At 73.0% G+C, this 24556-nt stretch carries 24 protein-coding genes; 15 read left to right on the forward strand and 9 right to left on the reverse strand.

Features of this window, described 5'->3' with window-relative positions:
• Nucleotides 1-161: 161 nt before the first annotated feature.
• From pstB to ACQPYD_RS02215, 6 genes are all read right to left on the reverse strand, one after another.
• On the reverse strand, nucleotides 162-941 hold the full coding sequence (gene pstB / locus ACQPYD_RS02190) for a phosphate ABC transporter ATP-binding protein PstB (RefSeq protein WP_433699554.1): 780 nt from the start codon (nucleotides 939-941) through the stop codon (nucleotides 162-164).
• A gap of 56 nt (nucleotides 942-997) precedes the next feature.
• The gene (pstA, locus tag ACQPYD_RS02195) at nucleotides 998-2077 is read right to left on the reverse strand and encodes a phosphate ABC transporter permease PstA (RefSeq protein WP_267947754.1); all 1080 of its coding nucleotides are present in this window, start codon (nucleotides 2075-2077) and stop codon (nucleotides 998-1000) included.
• Nucleotides 2077-3039: a phosphate ABC transporter permease subunit PstC gene (gene pstC, locus ACQPYD_RS02200; RefSeq protein ID WP_267947755.1), complete on the reverse strand. Its 963-nt coding sequence runs from the start codon at nucleotides 3037-3039 to the stop codon at nucleotides 2077-2079. Before pstC ends, pstA begins: the two co-directional genes overlap by 1 nt.
• A gap of 332 nt (nucleotides 3040-3371) precedes the next feature.
• Nucleotides 3372-4364, reverse strand: coding sequence for a mycothiol synthase (mshD, locus tag ACQPYD_RS02205; protein ID WP_433699555.1), 993 nt, complete (start codon nucleotides 4362-4364; stop codon nucleotides 3372-3374).
• A gap of 207 nt (nucleotides 4365-4571) precedes the next feature.
• Nucleotides 4572-5588 (reverse strand): hypothetical protein, encoded by a 1017-nt coding sequence (locus tag ACQPYD_RS02210; RefSeq protein WP_433699556.1) that lies wholly within the window; start codon nucleotides 5586-5588, stop codon nucleotides 4572-4574.
• Nucleotides 5589-5862: 274 nt separating this feature from the next.
• On the reverse strand, nucleotides 5863-6630 hold the full coding sequence (locus tag ACQPYD_RS02215; RefSeq protein WP_433699557.1) for a winged helix-turn-helix transcriptional regulator: 768 nt from the start codon (nucleotides 6628-6630) through the stop codon (nucleotides 5863-5865).
• Between the two features lie 109 nt (nucleotides 6631-6739).
• Here ACQPYD_RS02215 and ACQPYD_RS02220 point away from each other — a divergent pair, with 109 nt between their 5' ends.
• From ACQPYD_RS02220 to ACQPYD_RS02255, 8 genes are all read left to right on the forward strand, one after another.
• The gene (locus ACQPYD_RS02220; RefSeq protein WP_267947759.1) at nucleotides 6740-6997 is read left to right on the forward strand and encodes a MoaD/ThiS family protein; all 258 of its coding nucleotides are present in this window, start codon (nucleotides 6740-6742) and stop codon (nucleotides 6995-6997) included.
• A gap of 34 nt (nucleotides 6998-7031) precedes the next feature.
• The gene (locus ACQPYD_RS02225; protein ID WP_433699558.1) at nucleotides 7032-7298 is read left to right on the forward strand and encodes a glutaredoxin family protein; all 267 of its coding nucleotides are present in this window, start codon (nucleotides 7032-7034) and stop codon (nucleotides 7296-7298) included.
• Between the two features lie 307 nt (nucleotides 7299-7605).
• The gene (locus ACQPYD_RS02230; RefSeq protein WP_267947761.1) at nucleotides 7606-8301 is read left to right on the forward strand and encodes a redox-sensing transcriptional repressor Rex; all 696 of its coding nucleotides are present in this window, start codon (nucleotides 7606-7608) and stop codon (nucleotides 8299-8301) included.
• A 142-nt stretch (nucleotides 8302-8443) separates the two neighbouring features.
• Nucleotides 8444-9952 (forward strand): glutamyl-tRNA reductase, encoded by a 1509-nt coding sequence (locus ACQPYD_RS02235; RefSeq protein WP_433699559.1) that lies wholly within the window; start codon nucleotides 8444-8446, stop codon nucleotides 9950-9952.
• Nucleotides 9949-10911: a hydroxymethylbilane synthase gene (gene hemC / locus ACQPYD_RS02240; RefSeq protein ID WP_433699560.1), complete on the forward strand. Its 963-nt coding sequence runs from the start codon at nucleotides 9949-9951 to the stop codon at nucleotides 10909-10911. The genes ACQPYD_RS02235 and hemC overlap by 4 nt, the downstream gene beginning before the upstream one ends.
• Before the next feature lie 106 nt (nucleotides 10912-11017).
• Nucleotides 11018-12706: a uroporphyrinogen-III synthase gene (locus tag ACQPYD_RS02245; RefSeq protein ID WP_433699561.1), complete on the forward strand. Its 1689-nt coding sequence runs from the start codon at nucleotides 11018-11020 to the stop codon at nucleotides 12704-12706.
• A gap of 156 nt (nucleotides 12707-12862) precedes the next feature.
• Nucleotides 12863-13861, forward strand: coding sequence for a porphobilinogen synthase (gene hemB, locus ACQPYD_RS02250; protein WP_433699562.1), 999 nt, complete (start codon nucleotides 12863-12865; stop codon nucleotides 13859-13861).
• A 94-nt stretch (nucleotides 13862-13955) separates the two neighbouring features.
• Nucleotides 13956-14609, forward strand: coding sequence for a bifunctional DNA primase/polymerase (locus ACQPYD_RS02255; RefSeq protein ID WP_433699563.1), 654 nt, complete (start codon nucleotides 13956-13958; stop codon nucleotides 14607-14609).
• Between the two features lie 62 nt (nucleotides 14610-14671).
• On the opposite strand, the gene ACQPYD_RS02260 is transcribed toward ACQPYD_RS02255, so the two are convergent.
• The gene (locus ACQPYD_RS02260; RefSeq protein ID WP_433699564.1) at nucleotides 14672-15343 is read right to left on the reverse strand and encodes a response regulator; all 672 of its coding nucleotides are present in this window, start codon (nucleotides 15341-15343) and stop codon (nucleotides 14672-14674) included.
• Nucleotides 15340-16731 (reverse strand): sensor histidine kinase, encoded by a 1392-nt coding sequence (locus ACQPYD_RS02265; RefSeq protein WP_433699565.1) that lies wholly within the window; start codon nucleotides 16729-16731, stop codon nucleotides 15340-15342. The genes ACQPYD_RS02260 and ACQPYD_RS02265 overlap by 4 nt, the downstream gene beginning before the upstream one ends.
• A 430-nt stretch (nucleotides 16732-17161) precedes the next feature.
• Between ACQPYD_RS02265 and ACQPYD_RS02270 the strand changes: the two genes are divergently transcribed.
• Together ACQPYD_RS02270 and ACQPYD_RS02275 are read left to right on the forward strand one after the other, a co-directional pair.
• A complete protein-coding gene (locus ACQPYD_RS02270; RefSeq protein WP_433699566.1) occupies nucleotides 17162-18088 on the forward strand; it encodes an ABC transporter ATP-binding protein in 927 nt (308 codons plus the stop codon).
• The gene (locus tag ACQPYD_RS02275; RefSeq protein WP_433699567.1) at nucleotides 18085-18855 is read left to right on the forward strand and encodes an ABC transporter; all 771 of its coding nucleotides are present in this window, start codon (nucleotides 18085-18087) and stop codon (nucleotides 18853-18855) included. Before ACQPYD_RS02270 ends, ACQPYD_RS02275 begins: the two co-directional genes overlap by 4 nt.
• Before the next feature lie 80 nt (nucleotides 18856-18935).
• Here the strand turns inward: ACQPYD_RS02275 and rraA are convergent, their stop codons facing one another.
• A complete protein-coding gene (gene rraA, locus ACQPYD_RS02280) occupies nucleotides 18936-19418 on the reverse strand; it encodes a ribonuclease E activity regulator RraA (RefSeq protein ID WP_344176618.1) in 483 nt (160 codons plus the stop codon).
• 253 nt (nucleotides 19419-19671) lie between these two features.
• On the opposite strand from rraA, the gene ACQPYD_RS02285 reads away from it, so the two are divergent.
• The 5 genes from ACQPYD_RS02285 to ACQPYD_RS02305 all read left to right on the forward strand — a co-directional run bounded on the left by ACQPYD_RS02285 (nucleotide 19672) and on the right by ACQPYD_RS02305 (nucleotide 24523).
• A complete protein-coding gene (locus tag ACQPYD_RS02285) occupies nucleotides 19672-20340 on the forward strand; it encodes a phosphatase PAP2 family protein (RefSeq protein WP_433699568.1) in 669 nt (222 codons plus the stop codon).
• 222 nt (nucleotides 20341-20562) lie between these two features.
• Complete coding sequence (locus ACQPYD_RS02290; RefSeq protein WP_433699569.1) at nucleotides 20563-21927, forward strand: AAA family ATPase; 1365 nt, start codon at nucleotides 20563-20565, stop codon at nucleotides 21925-21927.
• Entirely contained in the window at nucleotides 21924-22535 is a 612-nt protein-coding gene (locus tag ACQPYD_RS02295) for an RloB family protein (RefSeq protein ID WP_433699570.1), read from the forward strand. Before ACQPYD_RS02290 ends, ACQPYD_RS02295 begins: the two co-directional genes overlap by 4 nt.
• Nucleotides 22536-22547: 12 nt before the next feature.
• A complete protein-coding gene (gene hemL, locus ACQPYD_RS02300) occupies nucleotides 22548-23843 on the forward strand; it encodes a glutamate-1-semialdehyde 2,1-aminomutase (protein ID WP_344176609.1) in 1296 nt (431 codons plus the stop codon).
• Between the two features lie 44 nt (nucleotides 23844-23887).
• Nucleotides 23888-24523: a histidine phosphatase family protein gene (locus ACQPYD_RS02305; RefSeq protein ID WP_267947776.1), complete on the forward strand. Its 636-nt coding sequence runs from the start codon at nucleotides 23888-23890 to the stop codon at nucleotides 24521-24523.
• Nucleotides 24524-24556 lie beyond the last annotated feature (33 nt).

Consider the following 24556-nt stretch of genomic DNA (forward strand, 5'->3'; position numbering starts at 1 on the left):
CGAAGCGCCCCACTATCGCTGGGTGCCTGTTCTGGGTGGTGCGGGTTCTCTTTAGCCGAAGCGCCCCACTATCGCTGGGCGCCTGTCCGGATCAGAGCAGTCTCTTTAGCCGAAGCGCCCCACTATCGCTGGGCGCTCCTCTGGACCAGGCTGGACATTCCTTAGCCGAAGCGGCCAGTGATATAGTTCTCGGTCTCCTTCTTCTCCGGCCGGGTGAACATCTGGTTGGTCTCGCCCATCTCGACGAGCCTGCCCGGCTTGCCCGGAGCCGACAGGTTGAAGAACGCGGTCCGGTCGGACACGCGCGCCGCCTGCTGCATGTTGTGGGTGACGATGACGATCGTGTAGTCCTCCTTCAGCTGGTGAATGAGGTCCTCGATCGCCAGGGTCGAGATCGGGTCGAGGGCGGAGCACGGCTCGTCCATCAGCAGCACGGACGGCTTCACGGCCGTCGCGCGGGCGATGCACAGGCGCTGCTGCTGGCCTCCGGAGAGGCCGGACCCGGGCTTGTTCAGCCGGTCCTTGACCTCCTCCCAGAGGTTGGCGCCGCGCAGCGACCGCTCCACCAGCTCGTCGGCGTCGGAGCGGCTCATCCGGCGGTTGTTGAGGCGGGCGCCGGCGATGACGTTGTCGTAGATCGACATGGTCGGGAACGGGTTGGCCTTCTGGAAGACCATGCCGACCTCGCTGCGCACCATGACCGGGTCCACGTCGGGGCCGTAGACGTCCAGGTCGTCCAGGAGGACCTTGCCCTCGGCCCGGGCGCCCGGGGTGACCTCGTGCATCCGGTTGAGGGTCCGCAGGAAGGTGGACTTGCCGCAGCCGGACGACCCGATGAACGCCGTCACCGACCGCGGCTCGATGGTCATCGACACGTCCTCGACGGCCTTGAAGTCGCCGTAGTAGACGTTGAGGCCGGAGACGTCGATTCGTTTCGCCACTGGAAATTCCTCGTGAGTCTGCTCCACGCGCGGGACGTGGGCGGTGGGTGTAGGGATCAACGGGCCTTCGGCGCGAACAGGCGGCCGATCATGCGGGCCAGGAAGAACAGCAGCATGACCACAAGGATCAGCGTCAGCGCCGCGGCCCAGGCCCTCTCGTAGTTGACGGCACCGCCCATGCGGACCTGGGAGTAGATGAACACCGGAAGGCTCATCATCTGCCCGTCGAACAGGTTCCAGTTGATGGACACCGCCGACGATCCCGCGGTGAGGATCAGGGGTGCCGTCTCTCCGATAACACGCGCGATGGCGAGCATGATTCCGGTGGTCAGCCCGGCGGCCGAGGTGGGGAGCACCACCTTGGTGATGGTCCGCCACTTGGGGACGCCGAGGGCGTACGAGGCCTCGCGCAGGTCCTGGGGCACCAGCCGCAGCATCTCCTCGCTGGAGCGGACCACGACCGGGATCATCAGCACGGCGAGCGAGATCGCGCCCGCGGCGCCGTTGGTCGCGCCCGGTCCGAAGAGGATGATCCACAGCGCCACGACGAACAGACCGGCGACGATCGACGGGATGCCGGTCATGACGTCGACGAAGAACATGATGGTCCGCTTCATGCGGCCCTCGGCGTACTCGACCAGGTACACGGCGGTCATGACGCCGATCGGCACCGAGATGAGCGTGGCCATGCCGGTGATCGCGAGGGTGCCCACGATCGCGTGGTAGGCGCCGCCCGCGTCCATGCTCGGCAGGACGCCGTTCATGGAGACCGACAGGAAGTAGGGGTCGAACCGGGCGAGGCCGTTGCCGAGCACGGTCCACAGCACGGACACCAGCGGCAGCATCGCGAGCAGGAAGCAGCCGTAGACGAGCGAGGTGACCAGGCGGTCCCTGGCCTTGCGGCCGCCCTCGACCCGGGCGGACGCGGTCACGACGATCACCGTGTACGCGACGGCGGTGAGCAGCCCCCACAGGACGAACCCGAAGGAGGAGAAGGCCAGCAGGACCCCCGCCACGACGGCGGCGGTCGCGGCCAGCAGCAGGGCCGGGAAGTGGTGGGGCAGGGAACCGCGGCGCAGGTCGTTCGCGGTGGCGCTCATCCCGGGCCCGGGCGGCGGCGTGGTCGTCAGGCTCATCAGGACTCCTTGTTCCCACGCGCCACGACGTAGCGTGCGCCCATGTTGACAACCAGGGTGATCGCGAACAGCACCAGTCCGGCGGCGATCAGCGCGGACACGCCGTAGCCGGTGGCCTCGGGGTACTGGAGCGCGATGTGCCCGGCGATGGTCTGGTTACCGCTCTGCAGGAGGTTCCAGGAGACGGCGAGGGAGGGGGAGAGGATCATGGCGACGGCCATGGTCTCGCCGAGGGCGCGCCCCATGCCGAGCATGGCGCCGCCGACGATGCCGGACTTGCCGAACGGCAGGACGGCGAGGCGGATCATCTCCCAGCGGGTGGCGCCCATGGCGAGCGCGGCCTCGCGGTGCCCCTGGGGAACCTGGTGGAAGACGTCGCGGGACATCGCGGTGATGATCGGCAGGATCATCACGGCCAGGACGACGCCGGCGGTCAGGATGGTGCGCGCCGACGTGGAGGCGGGGCCCGCGAACAGGGGGATCCAGCCGAGGTAGCGGGTCATGCCCTCGTACACGGGCACGAGCTGGGGGGCCAGGAAGCCGATGCCCCAGAGGCCGTAGACGACGCTGGGGATGGCGGCGAGCAGGTCGACCAGGTAGCCGAGCAGGGACGCCAGCCTGCGGGGCGCGTAGTAGACGATGAAGAGCGCGATGCCGATCGCGACCGGGGTGGCCAGGAGGAGCGCGATCGCGGCGGCGAGCACGGTGCCGAACGCCAGCGCGCCCACGCCGAACGCGGGCGACTCGCGGACGTTGGCCTCCCACTCCTGGGAGGTCAGGAAGTTCGCGGTGTTGGCGGCCAGGGACGGCCAGGCCTGAACGATCAGGAAGGCGGCGACGCCGGCGAGGATCAGCAGGATCAGGATGCCCGAGCCTCGGGCGGTGCCGGCGAAAACGACGTCGCCCATCCGGCGCTTGCCCGTGGGCGGGGGTGCCGCCTTGGGCGCGTCCGTGGTCGTCATGGATTGGCTCCGGTTCGGAAGGGTTGCAGTGCGGGTCGCCGGGGTGGCGCGGTGTGCACCGGACACCCCCGTGTGCGCCTGTTCTCGTTGTTCCTGGCGGTTCCGCCGCTCCCTGCGCGGGGGTCGTCCCCGCCGGGGGCGTCGTGCCCGCTCCTGGCCGTCCGGCGGCCGCGGTCTCACGTCCACCGTGCGCGAAATGGTCGTTCCGCGCCGATTGTGAAGGTAGGCGTAGGAGGTGACCAGTTGTCCCAGAGAAGGTGAACGTGGGGTGAACGAGGCGTCGCACTACCGTGGCGGAAGGGCGATTGCCCGGTGAATGTGACCAGCCGCACTCAGGCGGGAGGCCGCCGGTCACCGGTGGAGGGCGGTGCGTACATGACGTCGGTGTCCCACATGCCGAACCCGAGCGACTCGTACAGGCGCACCGCGGCCTCGTTGTCACCGTCCACGTAGAGGTGGACCCACGGCAGGCCGGCGTCGCGCAGGTGCCGCAGACCGGCCAGGGTCAGGGCTCTTCCCAGGCCGCTGCCCTGCCATGACGGGGCCACTCCCACCGCGTAGACCTCGCCGACGGGCTCGCCGTCGGTGAGCCCGGCGCCGTCGGCGTGGGTCTTGGTCCAGTGGAACGCGGCGACCTTCCCCTCCTTGGTGGTGGCGAGGAAGAAGCCGCGCGGGTCGAACCAGTCCTCGACCTCGCGCTGGAGCAGGTCGTCCAGGGTGAGCTGGCCCTGCTCGGGGTGGTCGGCGAACGCGAGCGCGTTGGCGGCCAGCCACGCCTCCTCGTCCTGGCCCACGACGAACTCCCGCACCCGCACGGCGGCGGCCACGTCGGGCCGGAGCGCGGGCTCGGGGAGTTCGGGCGCCGCCCAGGGGCCCCCGGCCTCGTCGGCCGCGATGTCGCGCAGCGGCATCCGCATCTTGTACAGGGAGCGGACGGCGGTCCAGCCGTCGCCCTCCGCGACCGAGACGGCCTGCGGGGTGCGTCCGTGGGCCCACACCCGGACCCCCCGGGGGCCCGCGTCCCGGTCGACGGAGCGGAGCAGGGCCGTGCCGTGCCCGCGGCCCCGGTACTCGGGGCCGACGACGACCTCGCCGGAGTCGGGTTCGCCGGGGACCCGCTCGACGAACGCGAAACCGACCACGCGGCCGTCCTCGGCGACGACGTGGAAGCGGCTGCTCCCGGAGGGCGCGCCGTGGCGGACGCGCAGCAGGGTGTGCTCGGACAGCGGAGCGACGCCGTCCGCGCGGCGGGCGGACTCGGAGAGTGCCAGGACCTGGTCGGCGAGGCCGGAGGCCAGGTCATCGGTGACTAGCGGGGTGCTCATGGACGGAAAGCCTACGACGGGACGCCCATAAAGGTTCCGTCAACCTCGTATAGGGAGGCTTTTGTCCTGTTCAGCAGCCCGGAACCCGGGAGGTGGGCCGCGTGGCGCGCTCCCGCTTCCGGCGGCGCGGGCCCGGAACGGCGCGCCGGGGGCCCGGGACGCTTCCGGGGCCTCCCGGCGCGGAGGGGACCCGTGCGGACCGCGGGGTCACCCCTTGCGGCGCCTGCCCTGGTATCCGCCGCCGATGCGGACGCGGCGCACGGGAGCGAGCGGCGCGGCGAGCAGGAGCGCGAGGAGGAGTGCCGCGAGCAGCACCGCCGGAGCCATGTTCGGCCCCATGTCGCCGTGGTCCGCGGCCACCTCCGTCCCGTCGAGGTCGTCGTCGGACGGGGGGGACACCAGCGGCAGTTCGGCGAGGTCCTCGGAGCCGGGGGCGACCTCGGGCAGGTCGGCGTCGTTGCGCGGCAGGGTCGGGATCTCGGCGCCGGTGGTGGGCACGTCGCCCACACCGCCGCGGGGGGTCCCGGGGCTCGCCGTCGGGCTGCCGGAGCCGCGGTCGCGGTCGCGGTCGCCGCCACCGCCACCGGGAGACCGGGTGGGGGCCGGATCGGAGCTCGAGGGCGGGTCCGACGGGGTGCGGGTCGGTTCCTCGGTGGGCGTCCCGGTGGGCGTCTCGGTGGGCGTCTCGGTGGGTGTCTCGGAGGGGGAGGGAGAGGGGTCCGGCTTGGCCACGGACACCGACCACGTCCCGGTGGAGACGGTGTGGGTGGCCGAGGGCTCCAGGACGGAGCAGTCCGCGCCCTCCTCGGCGAGCGCGTAGGTCAGGGTCGCGACGACGTCGGTCGACCGGCGGGGCGAGCCGGTGACGACGCCCGCGGATGCCTCGGCCCCGGGCGCCACCTCCTGCCGGTGGAACCCGGAGGGGGTGAAACCCTCGCCCCGCACCTCCAGGTCGAGCAGGCAGACGGCGAGGCCGCCGGTGTTGACCGCGGTGACCGCGTTGGGAGGGGCGGGCCTGCCCGGCTCGACCTCGCTGGCGCTGTTCTCGAAGGCGACGACGGCGGAGGGAACGGGGGCGGGGGAGGGGCTCTCGGAACCGGTCTGGTCCGCGTACGCCGGCGACATCACGGCGACGAGGCCGGAACCGACGAAGACGGCGCCGAGGACGACACCCGTACGGCGGCGGCGGTGGGAAGGCGGGGAACTCGCGGCGTTCAGGGGCATCGGGGCGATTCACTCCTCAGGGTGGCGCGCCAAGGCTGCTTCGGCCGCACCCGGCCGCGAGGAGCTCGCCGCGCCTGACCGACCCCGGGGTTCGGGTGCCCCACGATCTTAGGACCTGCGGCCACGGAAGACGAGTGTCCGGGTGATGCCGTTATGTCATCGGTCCGGCCGGGTTCTCCGCGCGCGGTGCGCGGACGACCCCGGGGCGCCGTGCGCCTGTGCGCGGCGCCCCGGAGTGCTCACGGTCGTGGTGTCCCGGCCCTCCTGCGCGGGGCTACTTGGCGCTGGGCTCGGCGGTCCGGGCCTCGGGCAGCGGCTCCGCCGCCTCGGGCGGCGGCACGGGCGCCTTGGCGACGGGGTCGGGGACGAACCTGTACCCGACGTTGCGCACGGTGCCGATCAGCGACTCGTACTCCGTGCCGAGCTTGGCGCGCAGGCGCCGGACGTGGACGTCGATGGTCCGGGTGCCGCCGAAGTAGTCGTAGCCCCACACCTCCTGGAGCAGCTGGGCCCGGGTGAACACCCGGCCGGGGTGCTGCGCCAGGAACTTGAGGAGCTCGAACTCCTTGAAGGTGAGGTCGAGGATGCGTCCCCTCAGCCGTGCGATGTAGGTGGCCTCGTCGATCACGAGGTCGCCCCGGCGGATCTCGTCGGGGTCGTCGGTCCCGGCCTCGGCGGAGCCGACGGCCAGCCGGAGCCGTGCCTCGACCTCCGCCGGGCCCGCGGAGGCCAGGATGAAGTCGTGGACCTGCCAGTCGGGCGTGAGCGCCGCGACGCCGCCCTCGGTGAGGACGACGAGCAGCGGGCAGTCCAGCCCCGTGGTGTCGAGCAGGCGGCAGAAGTTCCTGGCCGCTGCGAGGTCGGTACGGGCGTCGACCAGAATGGCGTCGACGGGCGAGTTCGAGTTGCCGCTCACTCCTGACGCCAGCAGGGCTCCGGCCTCCGCGGGAGCCACCCGCACGGAGTGCAGGAGGAGCCCGAGGGCCGGCAGCACGTGGTCGGACGGTTCGTTGGAGTTCGTCAACAGCAGCAGATGGCTCATGCGTCTCTTCTCGTCAACCCGCGCTATGCGGACGATCGAAGGCGCCATTGCCCCCGGTGAAGATTTGTCTAATACGTCGCCTCCGAGCAACACCAAGGATAATCAACAGATGGCGAAGTGCACTATCAGGTACTGGGCAGCGGCCAAGGAAGCGGCCGGAACGGCGCAGGAGGACGTGGAGGCGGACACTCTCGCCGAAGCGCTCGAAGCGGCGTGTCGCCTGCACCCCGACGACCGCTTCCTGCGCGTACTCGGGGCTTCGTCGCTCCTGGTGGACGAGCGGCCCGTGGGAGCGCGGCCGCATGGCGCGGTCGCGGTCGCCGACGGGACTGTGATCGAGGTCCTACCGCCCTTCGCCGGCGGCTGAGATGTTCCGGAATCAGACGCAATCAGGAGGAAACATGGCGGAAATCCCCGAATGGGCCGGGCGTGCGCGCGTGGTGATGCTCGGCAGGGCGGGGTGCCACCTGTGCGAGGACGCGTGGCGGACCATCGGCGCCGTCGCGGACGAGCTCGGGGCGAGCCGCGCGGAGGTGGACCTCGACGGGGTGGACGAGGCCGACCGCGAGGAGTACTGGGACAAGATCCCGGTCACGTTCGTGGACGGGAGGCGCCACGACTTCTGGCGTGTCCGGGAGGACCGGCTGCGCTCGGCGCTCGGCGGCTGAAGGGCGGATTCTCCACGGGGTCCGAGCGGTTCCGTCCGCGAATACCCGCGTCCGTGCTATTCCGGCTGTCCTGAATCGGTGAGCGTGCTCCCTCCTTTTTCCGCGGGTCCCCGGAGAACCCCGCCCATGGGAACTTCTGATCACGGAGTCACAGCGGGCCCCACTTTGTGCGTGCTTTCACAAGCACGTAATCTAGGTCCACAGCCCCCGTCGGGAGCACACTCGCGCGTATCCCGGGATCCGGCCGCGCGCCAGCCCCCGCCCCCGTGCCCCGTCCGCACCGACCGCCGCTCAGGAGCACCCGCCTGTGATCAGTCGTCCACCACGGCCCCGGGAGAGGGGTATCCCGGAGGCCACCGTCGCCCGGCTCCCCGTCTACCTGCGCGCGCTCCAGTCCCTCCAGGACCGCGGCACCCTCACCGTCTCCTCCGAGGACCTCGCCTCCGCCGCCGGCGTCAACTCCGCGAAGCTCCGCAAGGACCTGTCCCACCTCGGCTCCTACGGGACCCGCGGGGTGGGCTACGAGGTCCAGTACCTCGTCTATCAGATCTCACGTGAGCTTGGTCTCACCCAGGACTGGGCCGTGGCCATCGTCGGCATCGGCAACCTCGGCCGCGCACTGGCCAACTACGGGGGTTTCGGCACCCGCGGCTTCCGTATAGCGGCCCTCCTCGACGCCGACCCCGAGATGGTCGGGCAGAGCGTGGCGTCCCTGGACGTGAGGCATATTGACAACCTGGAGGACGTCGTCCGTTCCAAGGGCGTTTCCATAGGAGTCATCACCACGCCCGCGGCCTCGGCCCAGGGCGTCGCCACCCGCTTCGTGGAGGCGGGGGTGAGCAGCATCCTCAACTTCGCGCCGGTCGTGCTCAATGTGCCGGACGGGGTCGATGTGCGTAAGGTCGACTTGTCCATCGAACTCCAGATCCTCGCCTTCCACGCGCAGCGCAGGGCGGACGGCGACGGCCGTGCCGCGGAACGGGCGGGACTGGAACTGACATGAGACGGGTACCGGCCGGAGAAGCCGGTCGGAGCGGTGGGCGAAGAGCGAGCGTGCGCCGCGTTCCGGGGGGCTGGCCACGGGGGTCGGCCGGCATGCCGGAGCATAGAGAGACGCTGTGTCGTGCCTGCATAGGAGAATGCGGATGAGTGTCCTGGCCGTGGGGTTGAGCCACCGGAGTTCGCCGGTGGCGCTGCTCGAACGCGTCGCGCTGAACGGGGAGGCGCGCACCAAGGCGGTCGGGGAGATGGTCGGCTCCGACTCCGTCAACGAGGTCATGGTGGTCTCCACCTGCAACCGGACGGAGGTCTACGCCGACGTCGAGGCCTTCCACGGCGGAGTGGCGGCCATCACCGAACTCCTCTCCTGGCACAGCGGGGTGCCGCTCGGGGAACTCTCCGAACACCTCTACGTGCACTACGAGGACCGCGCCGTCCAGCACCTGTTCTCGGTCACGTGCGGCCTGGACTCCATGGTCGTCGGCGAGGGCCAGATCCTCGGACAGGTGCGCGACGCCCTCAAGGAGGGACAGGACACCGGCTCCGTCGGCCGCGTCCTCAACGACCTCGGCCAGAGGGCCCTGCGGGTGGGCAAGCGCGCCCACACCGAGACCCACCTCGACCACGCGGGCGCCGACATGGTCAGCTTCGGCCTCACCGTCGCCGCCCGCGACCTGGGCCTCGGCCCGACCGGAGCGGACGAGACCACCGCCGACCGGACGGTCCCCGCCGTGGGGGCGGTCCCGCCCGTGGGCTGCCCCATGTCCTCGTCGGCCGGCGACACCGGCGACGGGCCCGGGCTCGCCCGGCCCTCCAGCGGGCCCCTCTCCGGCCTGCGCGTCCTGGTCCTCGGCGCGGGGTCCATGAGCGCGCTGTCGGCCAACACCGTCTCCCGCCAGGGCGCCGCGACCGTCGTCGTCGCCAACCGCACGCCCGAGCGCGCCGCCCGGCTCGCCGAGTGCCTCACCGAGGCCTACGACACCGTCCGCTCCCGGCCCGTCCCCTTCGCGGACGCCGCGGGGGTCCTCGCCGACGTCGACCTCGTCATCTCCTGCACCGGGGCCCAGGGCCTGGTCCTGACCGCCGACGCCGTCGCCGCGGCCACGGCCGGCCGCACCAGGCCCCTGGTCTTCCTCGACCTCGCGCTGCCCCGCGACATCGACCCCGCCGTGCGCGACCTGCCCGGTGTGCGCCTCGTCGACATCGAGGACCTGCGCCTGGCCGCGGCCACCGGCTCCGCCGGCGGGGGCGGTGAACGCTCCAGCGCCCTCACCCTCGTGCGCGGGATCGTCGACGAGGAGGTCACCGAGTTCCGCACGGTCCGCCGCGCGAACCAGGTCACCCCCACCGTCGTCGCCCTGCGCTCCCAGGCCAGGGACGTCGTCGAGGCGGAGCTGTCCAGACTCCACGGCCGCCTGCCCGACGACATCGACGACCGCACGCGGGAGGAGATCACCCGCGCGATGCGCCGGGTCGCCGACAAGCTCCTCCACCGGCCCACCGTGCGCGTCAAGGAACTGGCCGCCGCGCCGGACGGCGAGTCCTACGAGGCGGCCCTGCGGCAACTCTTCGACCTCGACCCCAAGACCCCGGAGGCGCTGACCGCCTCCGGCGGTCCCAGCACAGCGGCGCGGTCCGCACAGGAGAAGGCATGACCGGCACCCCCGCCAAACTCGGCACGCGTCGCAGCACCATGGCGACCAGCCAGTCCCGGATGGTCGCGGACGCGATCACCGAGCGCACCGGCCAGGCCATCGAACTGGAGCTGATCACCAGCTTCGGCGACGTCACCAAGGCCCACCTGACCCAGCTCGGCGGCACCGGGGTGTTCGTCAACGCCCTGCGCGACGAACTCCTCGCGGGCACCATCGACTTCGCCGTCCACTCCCTCAAGGACCTGCCCACGGCCCCCGCCGACGGGCTCGTCCTCGCCGCCGTGCCCGAGCGCGACGACCCCCGCGACGCCCTGTGCGCCCGCGACGGGCTCGCGTTCGCCGACCTGCCCGCCGGGGCCAGGGTCGGCACCGGCTCCCCGCGCCGGGTCGCCCAGCTCGCGGCCCTCCGCCCGGACCTCACCTACCTGCCCATCCGCGGAAACGCCGAGACGCGCCTGGGCAAGGTCGCCTCCGGCGAGCTCGACGCGGTCGTCCTCGCCTACGCCGGCCTCGGCCGCGTCGGCCGGATGGACGGCGTCACCGACGTCTTCGAGCCGGAGCGGATGCTGCCCGCCCCCGGGCAGGGCGCCCTCGCCGTGGAGTGCTCGGCCGAGCGCCGCGACGGCGACCTCGCCTACCTCGCCACCGTCGACCACCCCGCCACCCGCGTCGCCGTCGTCGCCGAGCGCACCGTCCTCTCCGAGCTGGAGGCCGGGTGCGCCGCCCCGGTCGGCGCCTACGCCGAGTACGACGCCGGAGCGGGGACCCTGCGCCTGCGCGCGGCCGTCGTCTCCACCGACGGCACCGCCTCCGTGCGCGGCGAGCGCACCGCCGACCTCGCCTCGACCGGTGACCTGGCCGCCGCCACCGCGCTCGGCCGCGACCTGGCACGCAGCATGATCGGTGAGGGCGCCGACCGGATCGTCGCCGAGGCCTTCGCCGAGAGGGACACACCCTGACCAGGAGTCGACGGCGGGGCGCCTCGGCCGCACCCCGCCGCACCCGCCGGCGCCCCGGAGAACTCCGCGCACAGGGACGCCGGCGACCACACAGAGGAGCCAGTACGTGAACGCCAACGCCAACCCCCAGCCGGAGGAGCCCCGCGCCGCCGCCCGGTCCGGGCACGTCGCCCTGGTCGGGACCGGTCCGGGCGGCGCCGATCTGCTGACCCTGCGCGGCGCCGAGCTGCTGAGGCGCGCCGACGTGGTCGTCACCCTGCGGGAGCCCGCCGCCGAGGAGCTGGCGGGCTTCCGCGAGGAACTCCTCTCCCACTGCTCCGAAGGCGTCTCCGTCCTCCAGGCCGACGAGTGCGGCGGAGACCTCAACGCACTCGCCGTCGCCCGCGCCCGCGAGGGGCAGCGGGTCGTGCGCCTGTACTCCGGCGACCCGTTCTTCGGCTGCCGCGGCGCCGACCTCGTCGCCGCCTGCGAGGAGGCCGGGGTCGAGGTCGAGGTCGCCCCGGGCGTCTCCGCCGTCACCTCCGTCCCCACGTTCGCGGGCCTCCCGCTGATGGGCGACGGCGTTCCCGAGGTGCGGATCCTCAACGCCCGCCCGCACGGCAAGGCCGAGGTCGACTGGAACGAGGCCGCCGCGAGCGACGCCACCCTGGTCATCATGGGCGGCGACGCCCCCGCCGAGGAGCCGCCCGAACACCGCGGCCCCGGCCTCGACGTGCTCTGCAAGACCCTCGTCGCGGGCGGCCGGCCCGCGAGCACCCCGGTCTCCGTCGTGCGCGCGGGCGGGACCACCCGGCAGACCACCGTCACCTCCACCCTGGCCCGCCTGGTCGCCGACCTGAAGGCCAAGGACGCCAAGAACCACCACGCCACCGCGCCCGCGCTCATGATCGTCGGCCCCGGCGCCGCGCGCAGGCCCGAGCTGTCCTGGTACGAGGGGCGCCCGCTCTTCGGCTGGCGCGTCCTGGTGCCCCGCACCAAGGAGCAGGCCGCGGCCCTGTCCGAACAGCTGCGCGGTTACGGCGCGGTGCCGGAGGAGGTGCCGACCATCTCGGTGGAGCCGCCGCGCACCCCGCAGCAGATGGAGCGCGCCGTCCGCGGCCTGGTCACCGGCCGCTACCAGTGGGTGGCGTTCACCTCCGTCAACGCGGTCAGGGCGATCCGCGAGCGCCTGGAGTCCTACGGCCTCGACGCGCGCGCGTTCGCCGGGGTCAAGGTCGCCGTCGTCGGGGAGGCCACCGCCGACGCGGTGCGCGAGTTCGGCATCCAGCCCGACCTGACACCGCCGGAGGACGCCCAGTCCAGCGCCGGCCTGGTGTCGGTGTGGCCGCCCTACGACGACGAGATCGACCCCATCGAGCGGGTCCTGCTGCCCCGCGCCGACATCGCCACCGACACCCTCGTCGCGGGCCTGACCGACCTCGGCTGGGAGACCGACGACGTCACCGCCTACCGCACGGTGCGCGCCGCCCCCCCGCCCGCGCCCGTCCGAGAGGCGATCAAGGGCGGTGGTTTCGACGCGGTCATGTTCACGTCCTCCTCCACGGTGCGCAACCTGGTGGGGATCGCGGGCAAGCCGCACAACACCACCGTCATCGCGGTGATCGGCCCGGAGACGGAGCGGACCGCCGTCGAGTTCGGCCTGCGCGTCGACGTGGTGGCTCCCAAAGCCTCGGTTTCGGCCCTCGCGCGGGCCCTCTCGGAGTACGGTGCCGCCAGGAGCCGCGAAGCCGTCGAGTCCGGCAAGCCCGTCCTCAAGCCCAGCCAGAAGCGCCGCGGACGCCGACGCAAACTGTAGACCGCCCACGCGGTCGGACGCCGTGCAGGCCGGTGCCCCCGGTCGCAGGGGGCGCCGACCCGACGGTGTCCACGGTCCGCCCCGCACACGCGGGGCCCCGGGAGACCGGACCCAGACCACACGTCCACCCCGCGAACCCACGTACGGGAGCCCGCAATGACCGCATCCGGAAACGACGCCGCCTTCCCCGCCGCCCGTCCCCGCCGCCTGCGCCGTGGACCGGCGCTGCGTCGCCTGGTCGCCGAGACCCGGGTGCTCCCGCGCAACCTGGTCCTGCCGATGTTCGTCAAGGAGGGGATCACCGAACCCGTGGCGATCTCCTCGATGCCCGGCCAGGTGCAGCACACGCGCGACAGCCTGCGCAAGGCCGCCCACGAGGCCGCCGCCGCCGGGGTCGGCGGACTCATGCTGTTCGGCATCCCCGCGCACAAGGACGAGCGCGGCTCGGGCGCCGACGACCCCGACGGGATCGTCCAGGCGGCCCTGCGCGACCTCGCTGCCGAGGTCGGCGACGACCTCGTGGTCATGGCCGACCTGTGCCTGTGCGAGTACACCTCGCACGGCCACTGCGGGCCGCTGGAGACCGGCGGGCACGTGGACAACGACCTCACCCTGGAGCGCTACGCGTCCGTCGCCGCCGCACAGGCGGAGGCGGGGGCGGCCGTCGTGGCGCCCAGCGGCATGATGGACGGCCAGGTCGCGGCCATCCGCGCCGGGCTGGACCGTGCGGGGTTCGAGCAGGTGCCGATCCTGGCCTACGCCGCCAAGTACGCGTCGTCCTTCTACGGCCCCTTCCGTGAGGCCGCCGAGGGCGCCCCGCAGTTCGGCGACCGCTCCGGCTACCAGCAGGACCCGGCCAACGTCCGCGAGGCCCTGCGCGAGGTCGCCCTCGACGTCGCGGAGGGCGCCGACATGGTCATGGTCAAACCCGGCCTGGCCTACCTCGACATCGTCGCCAAGGTGGCGGAGGCGTCCCCGGTACCCGTGTCGGCCTACCAGGTCAGCGGTGAGTACGCGATGATCGAGGCGGCGGCGGAGCGCGGCTGGATCGACCGCGAGCGGGCCATCGTGGAGACCCTGACCTCGTACCGGCGGGCGGGGGCCGAGCAGGTCCTCACGTACTGGGCCACCGAGGCGGCACTCCTGCTGCGGTAGCGCGACCAGGCCTTTCGCCCCGGTCGCGGTCGCCGGGCGCGGGGCCCCGGACCGAGGCCGCGCCTGAGCCGAGCACGACCACCGGGGAGGCCCCATGGCCGACGTACTGTACCGACGTAAGCGCCGACATGCGACGGACAGCATGCTCGACGCGGCCCTGCGCTACGCGCGGCTGGGCTGGCCGGTCGCGCGGGGCGCCGCGCCGGGCGAGGACCGCGCGTGCAGCTGCGACCGGATGGGCTGTCCGGACCCGGCGGCGCACCCGGTCACGATGGCCTGGGGGGTGGAGGCCAGCACCGACGCCGACACCCTCCGGCGCTGGTGGACGGCCACCCCGGACGCCAACGTCATCCTGCCGACCGGCCGGGTCTTCGACGTGTTCGACGTCCCGCGCGAGGCGGGCGTGATGGCCCTGGCGCGGATGGGGCGCTCGGGCGTCCCGGCCGGGCCGGTCGCGGCGGTCGACTCGTCCCGCTACCTGTTCTTCGTGGCCACGCGCTCCCCGGTCGACGAGGACGAGTGGTGGTCCTGCCACCTGGACTGCGTGCCCGAGGACGTCGAGGAGATGCCGGGCCTGCGCTGGCACTGCCGTGACAGCTTCGTCCTCGGCGCGCCGTCCCTGCTGCCCTCGGGCAGCCGGGTCACCTGGATCCGCACACCGCTCGACGCGGGCGAACCGGTCCCGCTCCCCGACCCGATCGCGGTGCTCGGCATCCTCGCCGACGCCAGCGCCGAGTTCTCGGGCTGACGCGCGCGGCCCGGGGCACGGGACCCCGGGCCATGGCGCCCCGCCGTCCCGGGGCGGCGGGATCAGGCCCCTCCGCGCTCGCGCACCCACAGCGCCAGCCGGGTCCGGTCGCGCAGACCGAGCTTGCGCAGGATGCTGGTGACGTGGTTCTTCGCGGTCCCCTCCGTGATGAACAGGGTCCGCGCGATCTCCCGGTTGGTGGCCCCGGTCCCCACCAGCCTCGCCACCTCCTCCTCGCGCTCCGAGAGCGGCGACGCGGCGGGCGCGGTGGACCCGGTGGCGGGCCCTGCCCCCGGGGCCCGGGCCGGGTCCAGGGCGGCGACGAGCCGCTGGGCGGCGGGCCCGCCCAGGACGGTCTCCCCCCGTGAGGCGCGGCGCAGCGCCGAGACCAGCTCCTCCGGCGGAACGTCCTTGAGCAGGTAGCCGCGGGCCCCGGCGCGCAGGCCGCCGAAGATCAGCTCGTCGTCGTCGAACGTGGTCAGCACGACGGCCGGAACGCCCGGGTACTCCTCGCGCATGCGGCCGATGAGGGTCACCCCGTCCATGAGGGGCATGCGGGCGTCCACGAGGGCCACGTCGGGGAGGGGGTCGGCCGAGGACAGGAACTCCAGGGCCTCGACCCCGTTCGCCGCCTCGCCGACCACGTCGATGCCCTCCTCGATCTCCAGCAGCTTGCGCAGGCCCTGCCTCAGCAGGATCTGGTCGTCGACGATCAGAACCGAGACGGTGGTCACGCGGTGCCTCCAGCGGTGGTCGGGACGGTCTCCCGTTCGGTGCGCAGCGCGGGGACGGACACCCGGAGCCGGAAGCCCTGACGCCGCGTCCCCGCGCCCTCCGGCGCGCGGTCCGCGCCGTCCCGGGGCGCGTCCCCGGCCCGGCCGCCCCCGTCGGCCTGCTCCGTGCCGGGGGCGCCCGACCCGCCCCCGTCGGCGTCGCCGGCCTCCAACGCGCCCCCGACCGAGGCCACCCGCTCCGCCAGCCCGCGCAGGCCGAACCCGCCGAGCGCCGCCTCCTGCGGAGCCCCGGCGCCGTTGTCGGCCACCGTGACCGCCACCCCGGCGGGGTCCGCCGCGACCTCCACCTCCACCAGGTCCGCGCCCGAGTGGCGCATCGCGTTGGTCAGGCCCTCCTGGAGGGCGCGGTAGCAGACCAGCTCGGCCTCCTCCGACAGCTCCGGCCAGTCGCCGGCGTCGGTGAAGGCGATGCGGATGCCCCCGCCGTCGAACGAGTCCGCCATCGCGCGCATGGCGGCCACCCCCGCGCGCCCCTCCAGCCGCAGCGGTCGCAGCGCGCGCACCCACCTGCGCGTGTCGGTGAGGGCCTCGCCCGCCAGTTCCCTGGCCTGTTCCACCTCGCCCCAGGCCCGGTCGGGGCGGGCGGTGCGGAAGCGCAGCGCGTTGGACAGGGACATGGCGAGCGCGGTCAGGTAGTGGCCGGTGCTGTCGTGCATTTCCCGGGACATGCGCGCGCGCTCCTCGGCCACGGTCAGCTCCCGTACCCGGGCGGCGCGCAGGCGCAGGTCCTCGTGGGCCTCCTCCAGCTCGGCGAGGAGGGCCGTGGTGCGCTCGGCGCGCTCCCCGGCGACGACGAGCCCCACGAAGGCCATGCCCGACACGGCCACGATGAAGAGGAGGCTCGTCCCCATCACCAGCCCCGCCCAGAGCGGCACCACCCCGGGCAGGAAGAGGGCGAGCACCACGCTGAGCGCGAAGACGGAGGCCCCGTAGCCGGCCCCGCCGAGGAGGCCGAACACGGCCACCGCGTTCATCGTCCCCACGCAGACCAGCAGGAACATCGTGTAGTTGTTCGTGATCAGGCACAGCACGGTCAGCACCAGGAAGACCACGCTGGCCGCCCGCCGCAGCGGAGGGGAGTCCGCGGACCAGGCGAGGAAAGGCCACAGCGCGCACGAGGCGACCGCCGCGCCGAAGCTGGCGAACACCATGGCCCTCAGCGCGGGCGGCTCGTTCGCCAGGCCCATGTCGAACACGAGGCCCATGGTCTGGAGTACGAGCGCGATCCCCGTCGCACCCCAGAACAGCAGCTGCAGCATGCGCGGCGGGCGGTCCCTGTACAGGGTGACCCAGGCCGACAGGTCGGGGAGCGAACCGGACGTGTTCATCCCACGAGCGTAGCCACGCCCCGACGGTGGGCGGAGTGGCCCGGGGTCATGTCCGGAGCACGTTCCGGCCATGACCTCCGGCATGCCCCGGACGCGGAGAACGCCATGACCGCACCGTGCCGCACGGTCGATGCGGCCGTTCCGCGCCTTTCCCTAATGTTCTCCGTGAAAGGCAGGCGGCGGAGGGGAAAGCGCAGGGGGAAACGCAGGGGAACGGCCTCGGGGAACACGGGGACAACCCCACCCCTCTCGGTGGGAACCGCCTTTCCGGCGGACGGGACCTCGCGGCACTCCGGCGCGCCGACCGTGCCGGATCCGCCGCTGACCTCACACGACGCCCCGACCGTCCCCACAGTGCGGACGGGGTCGCGGGCGCCGCCGTGCTCCGCACCCGATTCCGACCCGACCCCGAAAGGACACACGGACGCCGATGAACGGCACGCCTGTGATCACCACCGAGAAACTCACCAGGGACTACGGAAACGGCGCGGGGGTCTTCGACGTCGACCTCTCCGTTCCGCGCGGAACCGTTTTCGGGCTCGTCGGCCCCAACGGGGCCGGAAAGACCACGCTCCTCTCCGTCCTCGCCGGGCTCAGGCGGGCGGGGAGCGGGAGCGTGCGCGTGGACACCGAGGGCGGACGGGTCCTGCTCTGCCCCGACGTGCCGGACTTCGAGCCCTGGCTCACCGCCGCCGAGGTCGTCCTCCTCGGCGCCGAGGCCGCCGGGGTCCAGGCCACCCCGGAGGACGCGGCCCTCGCCCTGGAGCGGGTCGGGCTCACGGAGGCCGCGCACCGCCGCAACGCCCGCTTCTCCCGGGGCATGCGGCAGCGGCTGGGCCTCGCCGCCGCACTGGTCTGCCGGCCCGAGGTGCTCATCCTGGACGAGCCCGCCTCCGGGCTGGACCCGCGGGGGCGGGTGGACGTGCTCGCCCTCATCCGCTCCCTCCGCGAGCACTGCACGGTCATCCTGGCCAGCCACCTGCTCGGCGACGTGCAGAGGGTGTGCGACGACGTCGCCGTCCTGGTCCGGGGGCGGGTGGTCTACCAGGGGCCCGTCGCCGACATCGCCGACCGCGGACGCCCCAGCGCCTGGCACGTGAGGGTCCGCGGCACGGCCCGGGAGGTCGTGGAGCTCCTCTCCGCCGAACCGTGGGTGACGCGGGCGCTCCCCGTCGACGCGGAACCCGACCTCGTCTTCGTCGAGGCCGCCGCCGCCGAGCACGGGGAGGCCGGCATCCCGCGCACGCTCGTGGAGCACGGCGTCCCGCTGGTCTCCATGACCGGCCACGAGGCCGACCTGGAGTCGGCCTTCCTCTCCCTCACCTCGACGGACGCCACCGACGGGAGCACCCGATGAACACCGCGCTCTACCGCAACGAGATCCGGCGCATGACGCGCACCCACACCCTCGCCGGGCTCATGGCGTTCTTCGTCTTGTTCGGGGCGGCCTCGCCGGTCCTGGTGTTCCTCCTGCCCGACCTGCTGGCGGCCATGGAGGGCATGGAGGGCGTCCAGCCCGGCATGGCGGACCTCATGCCGGAGGCCACGCCGGTCGCGGCGATCGGCTCCTACGTGGAGAACGGGCAGACCCTCGGCGTCCTGTTCGTGCTCTTGGTGGCCGCGGGCGCCCTGTCGCTGGACGGCAGCACCGGCCGCTCGACGTTCTACCGGGTCCGCGTTGCCGGTCCCGCCGCGCTGGTGCTCCCGCGCTTCGCGGTCCCCGCGGTGGCCGCCGTCGCCGCGCACACGGCCGGCGCCGTGGTCGCCTGGGCGACCACGCTGCTGCTGATCGGGGAGCTCCCCCTCGGGGCCACCCTCGCGGGCGCGCTGTTCACGGGGCTGTTCCTGGTGTTCGCCGTCGCCGTGACGGCGGTGGTCGCCGCTCGGGCCCGCGGCCTCCTGCCCACGGTCGGGTTCTCCGTGGCCGCCCTGGTCGTGCTCGTCCTGCTGGGTCAGCTGCCGGTGGTGGGGGAGTGGTCGCCCACCGCCCTCTTCGCCGCGCAGGCCGCCCTGCCCGGCGGTGCGCCGGTCGCCGACTTCCTGCCCGCCGCGGCCGGCGCCCTCGTGGGGACCGCCGCCCTCCTCGCGCTGGCCGTGCGCGGGTTCGGCGCCCGGGAGGTCTGAGGGGAGGGGCGCCGGGGCCCGGCGGAGGGGGTCATCGGACCGCCCCCCTCCGTTGGCGCCCCGTTGGCCCCGGGAGGGTCCTAGATCTCCGTGGCGTTCACCACGATCCCGTCCTCGTCGCTGTAGAGCCACTCGCCCGGGACGAACACGACGTCGCCGAAGGCCACCGGCACGTCGAGGCGCCCCGCGCCGTCCTTCGCGGACTTGCGGGGGTTGGAACCCAGGGCCTTGACCCCCAGGTCGAGACCGCCGAGGGCCCTGGTGTCGCGCACCGCGCCGAGGATCACGACGCCTGCCCACGCGTTCTCCACGGCCGCCGCGGCGATCATGTCGCCCATCAGGGCGGACCGGAGCGAGCCGCCGCCGTCCACGACCAGCACCGCCCCCTCACCAGGGGTGTTGAGGACCTGCTTGACCAGGCCGTTGTCCTCGTGGCACTTCACGGTGCGGATGCGGCCCGAGAAGACCGCCCGCCCGCCGTACCGGCGGAACTGCGTGGAACAGCTGCGCAGGGTGTCGCCGTGGTCGTCGACGAGGTCCGCGGTGGAGAAGTCGGGGGTCATGTCGGCTCCGGTTCGGGTCGTGGGCGGGCACCGTCGAAGCTACCCGCCGGCGCCCGGAGCTCTTTCGTCGGTCCGGAACGTCTCTTTCGTCTGTGCGGCCGCCTCTCCGGCCCTGGACGGTCGAAGTTGATGACAGGATAAGGACCTTCCCGTCATCACCTCGTGGGAGTCCCGTCACCCGCCGACCGGACGTCGCCCGGCCCTTCCCCCTGCTCGCGCGCGACCCTCCCCGTACGACTTCTTCTGGAGAGAGATGGTCTCCGAGATCTTCGCCGTCAGTGCCGCCTGGTCCCGGGCCGTGATCGAGTTCACCGCCGGCCTCGACCCCTGGGTCCAGCAGGCCGCCTACCTGGGCACCGACCTCTTCCTCGGCGTGTTCGCGGTGCTCTTCCTCGCCGCCTGGTGGCGCGCCAGGTCCCACAGCTCCCGCGCGGTCGGCCTGGCGCTGTTCGCCCCCGTCGCCACCGTCGTCGCCTACGGCGTCAGCCGCACCGTCAAGTCGTTCTTCGAGCAGCTGCGGCCCTGCCAGGCCATGACCGACCTGACCACCATCGCCACCTGCGACCCCATCGGCGACTGGTCGTTCCCCAGCAACCACGCCGCCATCGCCGGCGCCGCCGCCGCGGCCGTCGTCGTCGCCTGGCGCCGCTTCGCCGTCGTCGCCGTGGTGTTCGCCGTCCTCGAGGCCTTCTCCCGGGTCTTCGTCGGCGCCCACTACCCCCACGACGTCACCGTCGGCCTGCTCGTCGGCGCCGCCGTCGCCACCCTCGCCTCCCTCGCCATGGCCCGCCCGATGACCGCGGTCGTCGACCGCATCGCCGCCACCGAGCGCCTCCGCCCCCTCGTCCGGGCCGAGGGCGCTGTCGGCGGCGCCGAACCGCCCGCTGAGCCGGCGTCCGGCAACACCTACGCGCGCTCCTGACCCTCCCCCCCCGTGCCCCGTCCCGCCCCGGGACGGGGCACACGCGTGCCCGGGGTCCGGGCAGGGGGCGGAGCACCCTCGGGGCCCGGTCCCCGAAGCGGGGGAGCCGCCCCCGTCGACGGGGTCCATGTTTACGGCCACGGGGTCGTGGCATGCTTGGTGTGTGTGGGTATTCCACGCAGAACGCGGTCGAGCCACTGAAAAACGGGGGAGAAGGCCACGATGCTGCTGAGTTTCCGCGTCGAGAACCACAAGTCCATCCGGGACGAGCAGCAACTCCTCCTCACCCCCGTCTACGACGACGCCCGTCCCGAGAAGGCCGGTTGGGAGGCCTCCACCGTCGCGGGGATCTTCGGCGCCAACGCCTCCGGCAAGTCCAACATCCTGGACTCCCTCTCGCTGATGCGCGACACGGTCCGCTGGTCGATGCGGGACAACGAGCCGGGAGCGGGGATGCGGCGCCACCCCTTCGCCCTGGGCGGGGCCCGGGGAGAGCCCACGACGTTCGTGGTCGATCTCGATGTGGACGGAGTCCGGTACACCTACGGTTTCGCGATCGACGACCGGAGGGTGACCGAGGAGTGGCTCTACAGCTATCCGAAACAGCGCAAGCGGGTCGTCTTCGAGCGCGAGGGCAGTGACTTCGAGTTCGGGGAGCACGCTCCGGGGAAGCTGCGGCAGGTCGCGGAGATCACCGGGGAGAACGTCCTTTTCCTCACCGTCGCCGCTCGGGCCTCGAACGAGGTCGTGGACCCCGTCTACCGGTGGTTCTCCGACCGCCTCGTCTTCGCGGCGGAACGTCTTCCCGGACGCCCCCTGTGGCTGCGGCGCGGTGGGGTTCCCGAAGACGCACTGAACGCTCTGTCCGACCTCCTGAGGTCCGCCGACACCGGTATCCGGAGCGTCGAGCTCAGGGAGGAGGAACCGATCGACCTCCTCGACCGGGCCCTGAGCCGTCAGCAGGGAACACGGGACACCTCTACGGAGCGAATTTTCCGTGAGCTGCTGAAGGCCCGGCTCGCCCAGGACGGGGATGTCGAACCGCAGGGCAGACGCCCCCGCAGGGACCTTCCGCCGACGCTTGTGTTCAACCACGGCGGCACGGCCCCCGACCGCCCCCTGCGATGGGAGGAGGAGTCCAGGGGGACCAGGGCCCTCGCCGCGCTCGGCTTCGAGGCCCAGCGCGTCCTGGAGTCCGGGGGAGTGCTCGTCGTGGACGAGATCGACGCCAGCCTCCACCCCTACCTCTCCGCCCGGGTGATCTCCCTCTTCCAGGACGAGGAGCAGAACCCCGCGGGCGCACAGCTCGTCTTCACCAGCCACGACGCCGCCCTCCTCGGACGGGTCCGTGGAGCAGAGGTCCTCAAGCGCGACCACATCTGGTTCGTGGACAAGGACGGCGAGGGCCGTACGTTCCTCTACCCGCTCAGCGACTTCAAGCCCAGGGGCGACGACAACCGGGCCAGGCGCTACCTCACCGGACGCTACGGGGCCGTCCCCGACGTGGACGACGAGCTGTTCCGCGACGCCCTCGCCAGGCGGGAACGGCACCCGGCCGAGGACGGGGAAGGGGCGGCCCGCCGGTGAGCAAGAGGGCCAAGAGGGAGCGCGAGACCAGGCTCGAACGCCGCCGCCCCCGCAGGGAGGAACGGCCTGTCTACCTCGTCGTCTGCGAGGGCGAGACCGAGAAGGCCTACTTCGACGGCATGAAGAGGCACCCCGACGTGCACATGCACACGGTGCACGTGCGCAGGTCCAAGCATCCCCAGCGCGAGGTCGTGGTGCGGAGCGCGGCCGAGGCCGAACAGGACGAGTACACGCAGATCTGGGCCGTGTTCGACACCGACGGGGAGGACGTCGCCGCCCTCGTCGCCGAGGCCCGGCGCTCCGGGGTCGAGGCCGCCCACTCCACCCCCACGTTCGAGACCCGGCTCATCCTCCATTTCAAGGACCACCGGTCCGCGCTCGTCGAGGGGGTCCGGGCCGGGGGAGCGCTGAAGGCGCTCCTGCCCCGGTGGACCAAGGGCGGGACGCGCTTCGAGGACTTCTCGGACGGACTCCGCGACGCCTGTGCGCGGGCGGAACGCCTCCCGCCCGGGGGAGACCCGGGGACGCGGGTCCATCTCCTCGTCGGGGCCGTCCTACGCCCCCTGACCTCGGAGGCGGGTCACGGTTCCGTGACCGGGCACAGCTGACACACTGGTGAGGTGGGTACTCAACAGACTTCAGCAGAGCTCTTCGAGCGGGCAGCCGCCGTCGTTCCCGGTGGCGTGAACTCGCCCGTGCGCGCCTTCGGCGCGGTCGGCGGCACCCCGCCCTTCTTCGTCCGGGGCGAGGGCCCCTACCTCACCGACTCCGACGGCCGCCGGTACGTCGACCTGGTGTGCTCGTGGGGGCCGCTGATCCTCGGGCACGCCGCCCCCGCCGTCGTGGACGCCCTCCACACGGCGGTCGACGCGGGGACGTCCTACGGGGCGCCGACGCCCGGCGAGGTCGAGCTCGCCGAGCTGATCGTCGGCCGCACCCCCGTGGAGAAGGTCCGCCTGGTCAACTCCGGAACCGAGGCGACCATGTCCGCCATCCGCCTCGCGCGCGGATTCACCGGCCGCAGCAAGATCGTCAAGTTCGCGGGCAACTACCACGGCCACGTCGACGCGCTCCTGGCCGCCGCCGGATCCGGTCTCGCGACGTTCGCGCTCCCCGACTCCCCGGGCGTGACCGGCGCCAGCGCGGCCGACACCCTGGTGCTGCCCTACAACGACGCCGAGGCCGTCGAGCGGGCGTTCGCCGAGCACGGCGACGACATCGCCTGCGTCATCGCGGAGGCCTGCCCCGCCAACATGGGCGTGGTCCCGCCCCGGGCCGGGTTCAACGCCCGCCTCAAGGAGATCGCGCACGCCAACGGCGCCCTGCTGATCCTCGACGAGGTCCTGACCGGCTTCCGCGTCAGCGCGTCCGGGTGGTACGGCCTGGAGGGCGTCGCCCCCGACCTGATGACCTTCGGCAAGGTCATGGGGGGCGGCCTGCCCGCCGCGGCGTTCGGCGGACGGGCCGAGATCATGGACCGGCTGGCGCCCGGGGGCCCCGTGTACCAGGCGGGCACCCTCTCCGGGAACCCCCTCGCCACCGCGGCCGGGCTCGCCACCCTGCGCGGTGCGACCCCCGAGGTGTACGAGCACATCGACCGCGTGTCCGCGCAGGTGCGGGCGGAGGTCTCCGGGGCGCTCGACGCCGCCGGGGTCGTCCACCGGGTCCAGGGCGGCGGCAACCTCTTCACGGTGTTCTTCACCGACCGGGAGGCCGTCGACTTCGACAGCGCCCGCACCACGGACACGGGCGTGTTCGCCGCGTTCTTCCACGCGATGCTCGACCAGGGCGTGTACCTGCCGCCCGCGGCCTTCGAGGCCTGGTTCTTCTCCGCCGCGCACGACGAGGCGGCCGTGGACAGGGTGGTCTCGGCACTGCCCCGAGCGGCCCAGGCAGCGGCAGAGGCCCAGGGCTGACCCCCCGCGGTCCGCCCCATGACCCCGAAAGAAAGACTCACACGATGACGACGACGACCGTCGTGCACCTGCTGCGGCACGGAGAGGTGTACAACCCGGACAAGGTGCTCTACGGAAGGCTTCCCGACTTCCACCTGAGCGAGCGGGGCCGGCAGATGGCCGAGATGGCCGCGGAGTGGTTCGAGGGCCACGACATCGCCGCGCTGTTCTCCTCACCGCTGGACCGGACCCAGGAGACAGCCGTCCCGCTCCAGAAGATGCTCGGCCTGCCGGTCACCCTCGACGACCGGCTCATCGAGTCGGCCAACAAGTTCGAGGGGATGGCGCTGTCCCGGAGGTCGATGCGCGACCCCCGCGTGTTCAGCCGCGTCTACAACCCGTTCCTGCCGTCCTGGGGGGAGCCGTACTCCGAGATCGTCACCCGGATGGTCTCCGCCGTCAAGGTCGCCCGCCGTGCGGCGTGGGGGCGCGAGACGGTGCTCGTCAGCCACCAGCTGCCGATCTGGATGGTCCGCCGCGCCGCCGAGGCGAAGAGGCTCTGGCACCGGCCGGACCTGCGCGAGTGCAATCTGGCGAGCGTCACGTCCCTGACCTTCGCCGACCAGCGGCTGGCCAGCGTCAGTTACGCCGAGCCGGCCGCCGAGTTGTACCGCGACGAGCCGTCGGTGCCCGGGGCGTGACACGGAGCGCGTACCCGTAGCGGTAAGCTGGTG

The organism is Nocardiopsis sp. CA-288880 (genome assembly GCF_050955985.1).
Classification (GTDB): Bacteria; Actinomycetota; Actinomycetes; order Streptosporangiales; family Streptosporangiaceae; genus Nocardiopsis; species Nocardiopsis tropica.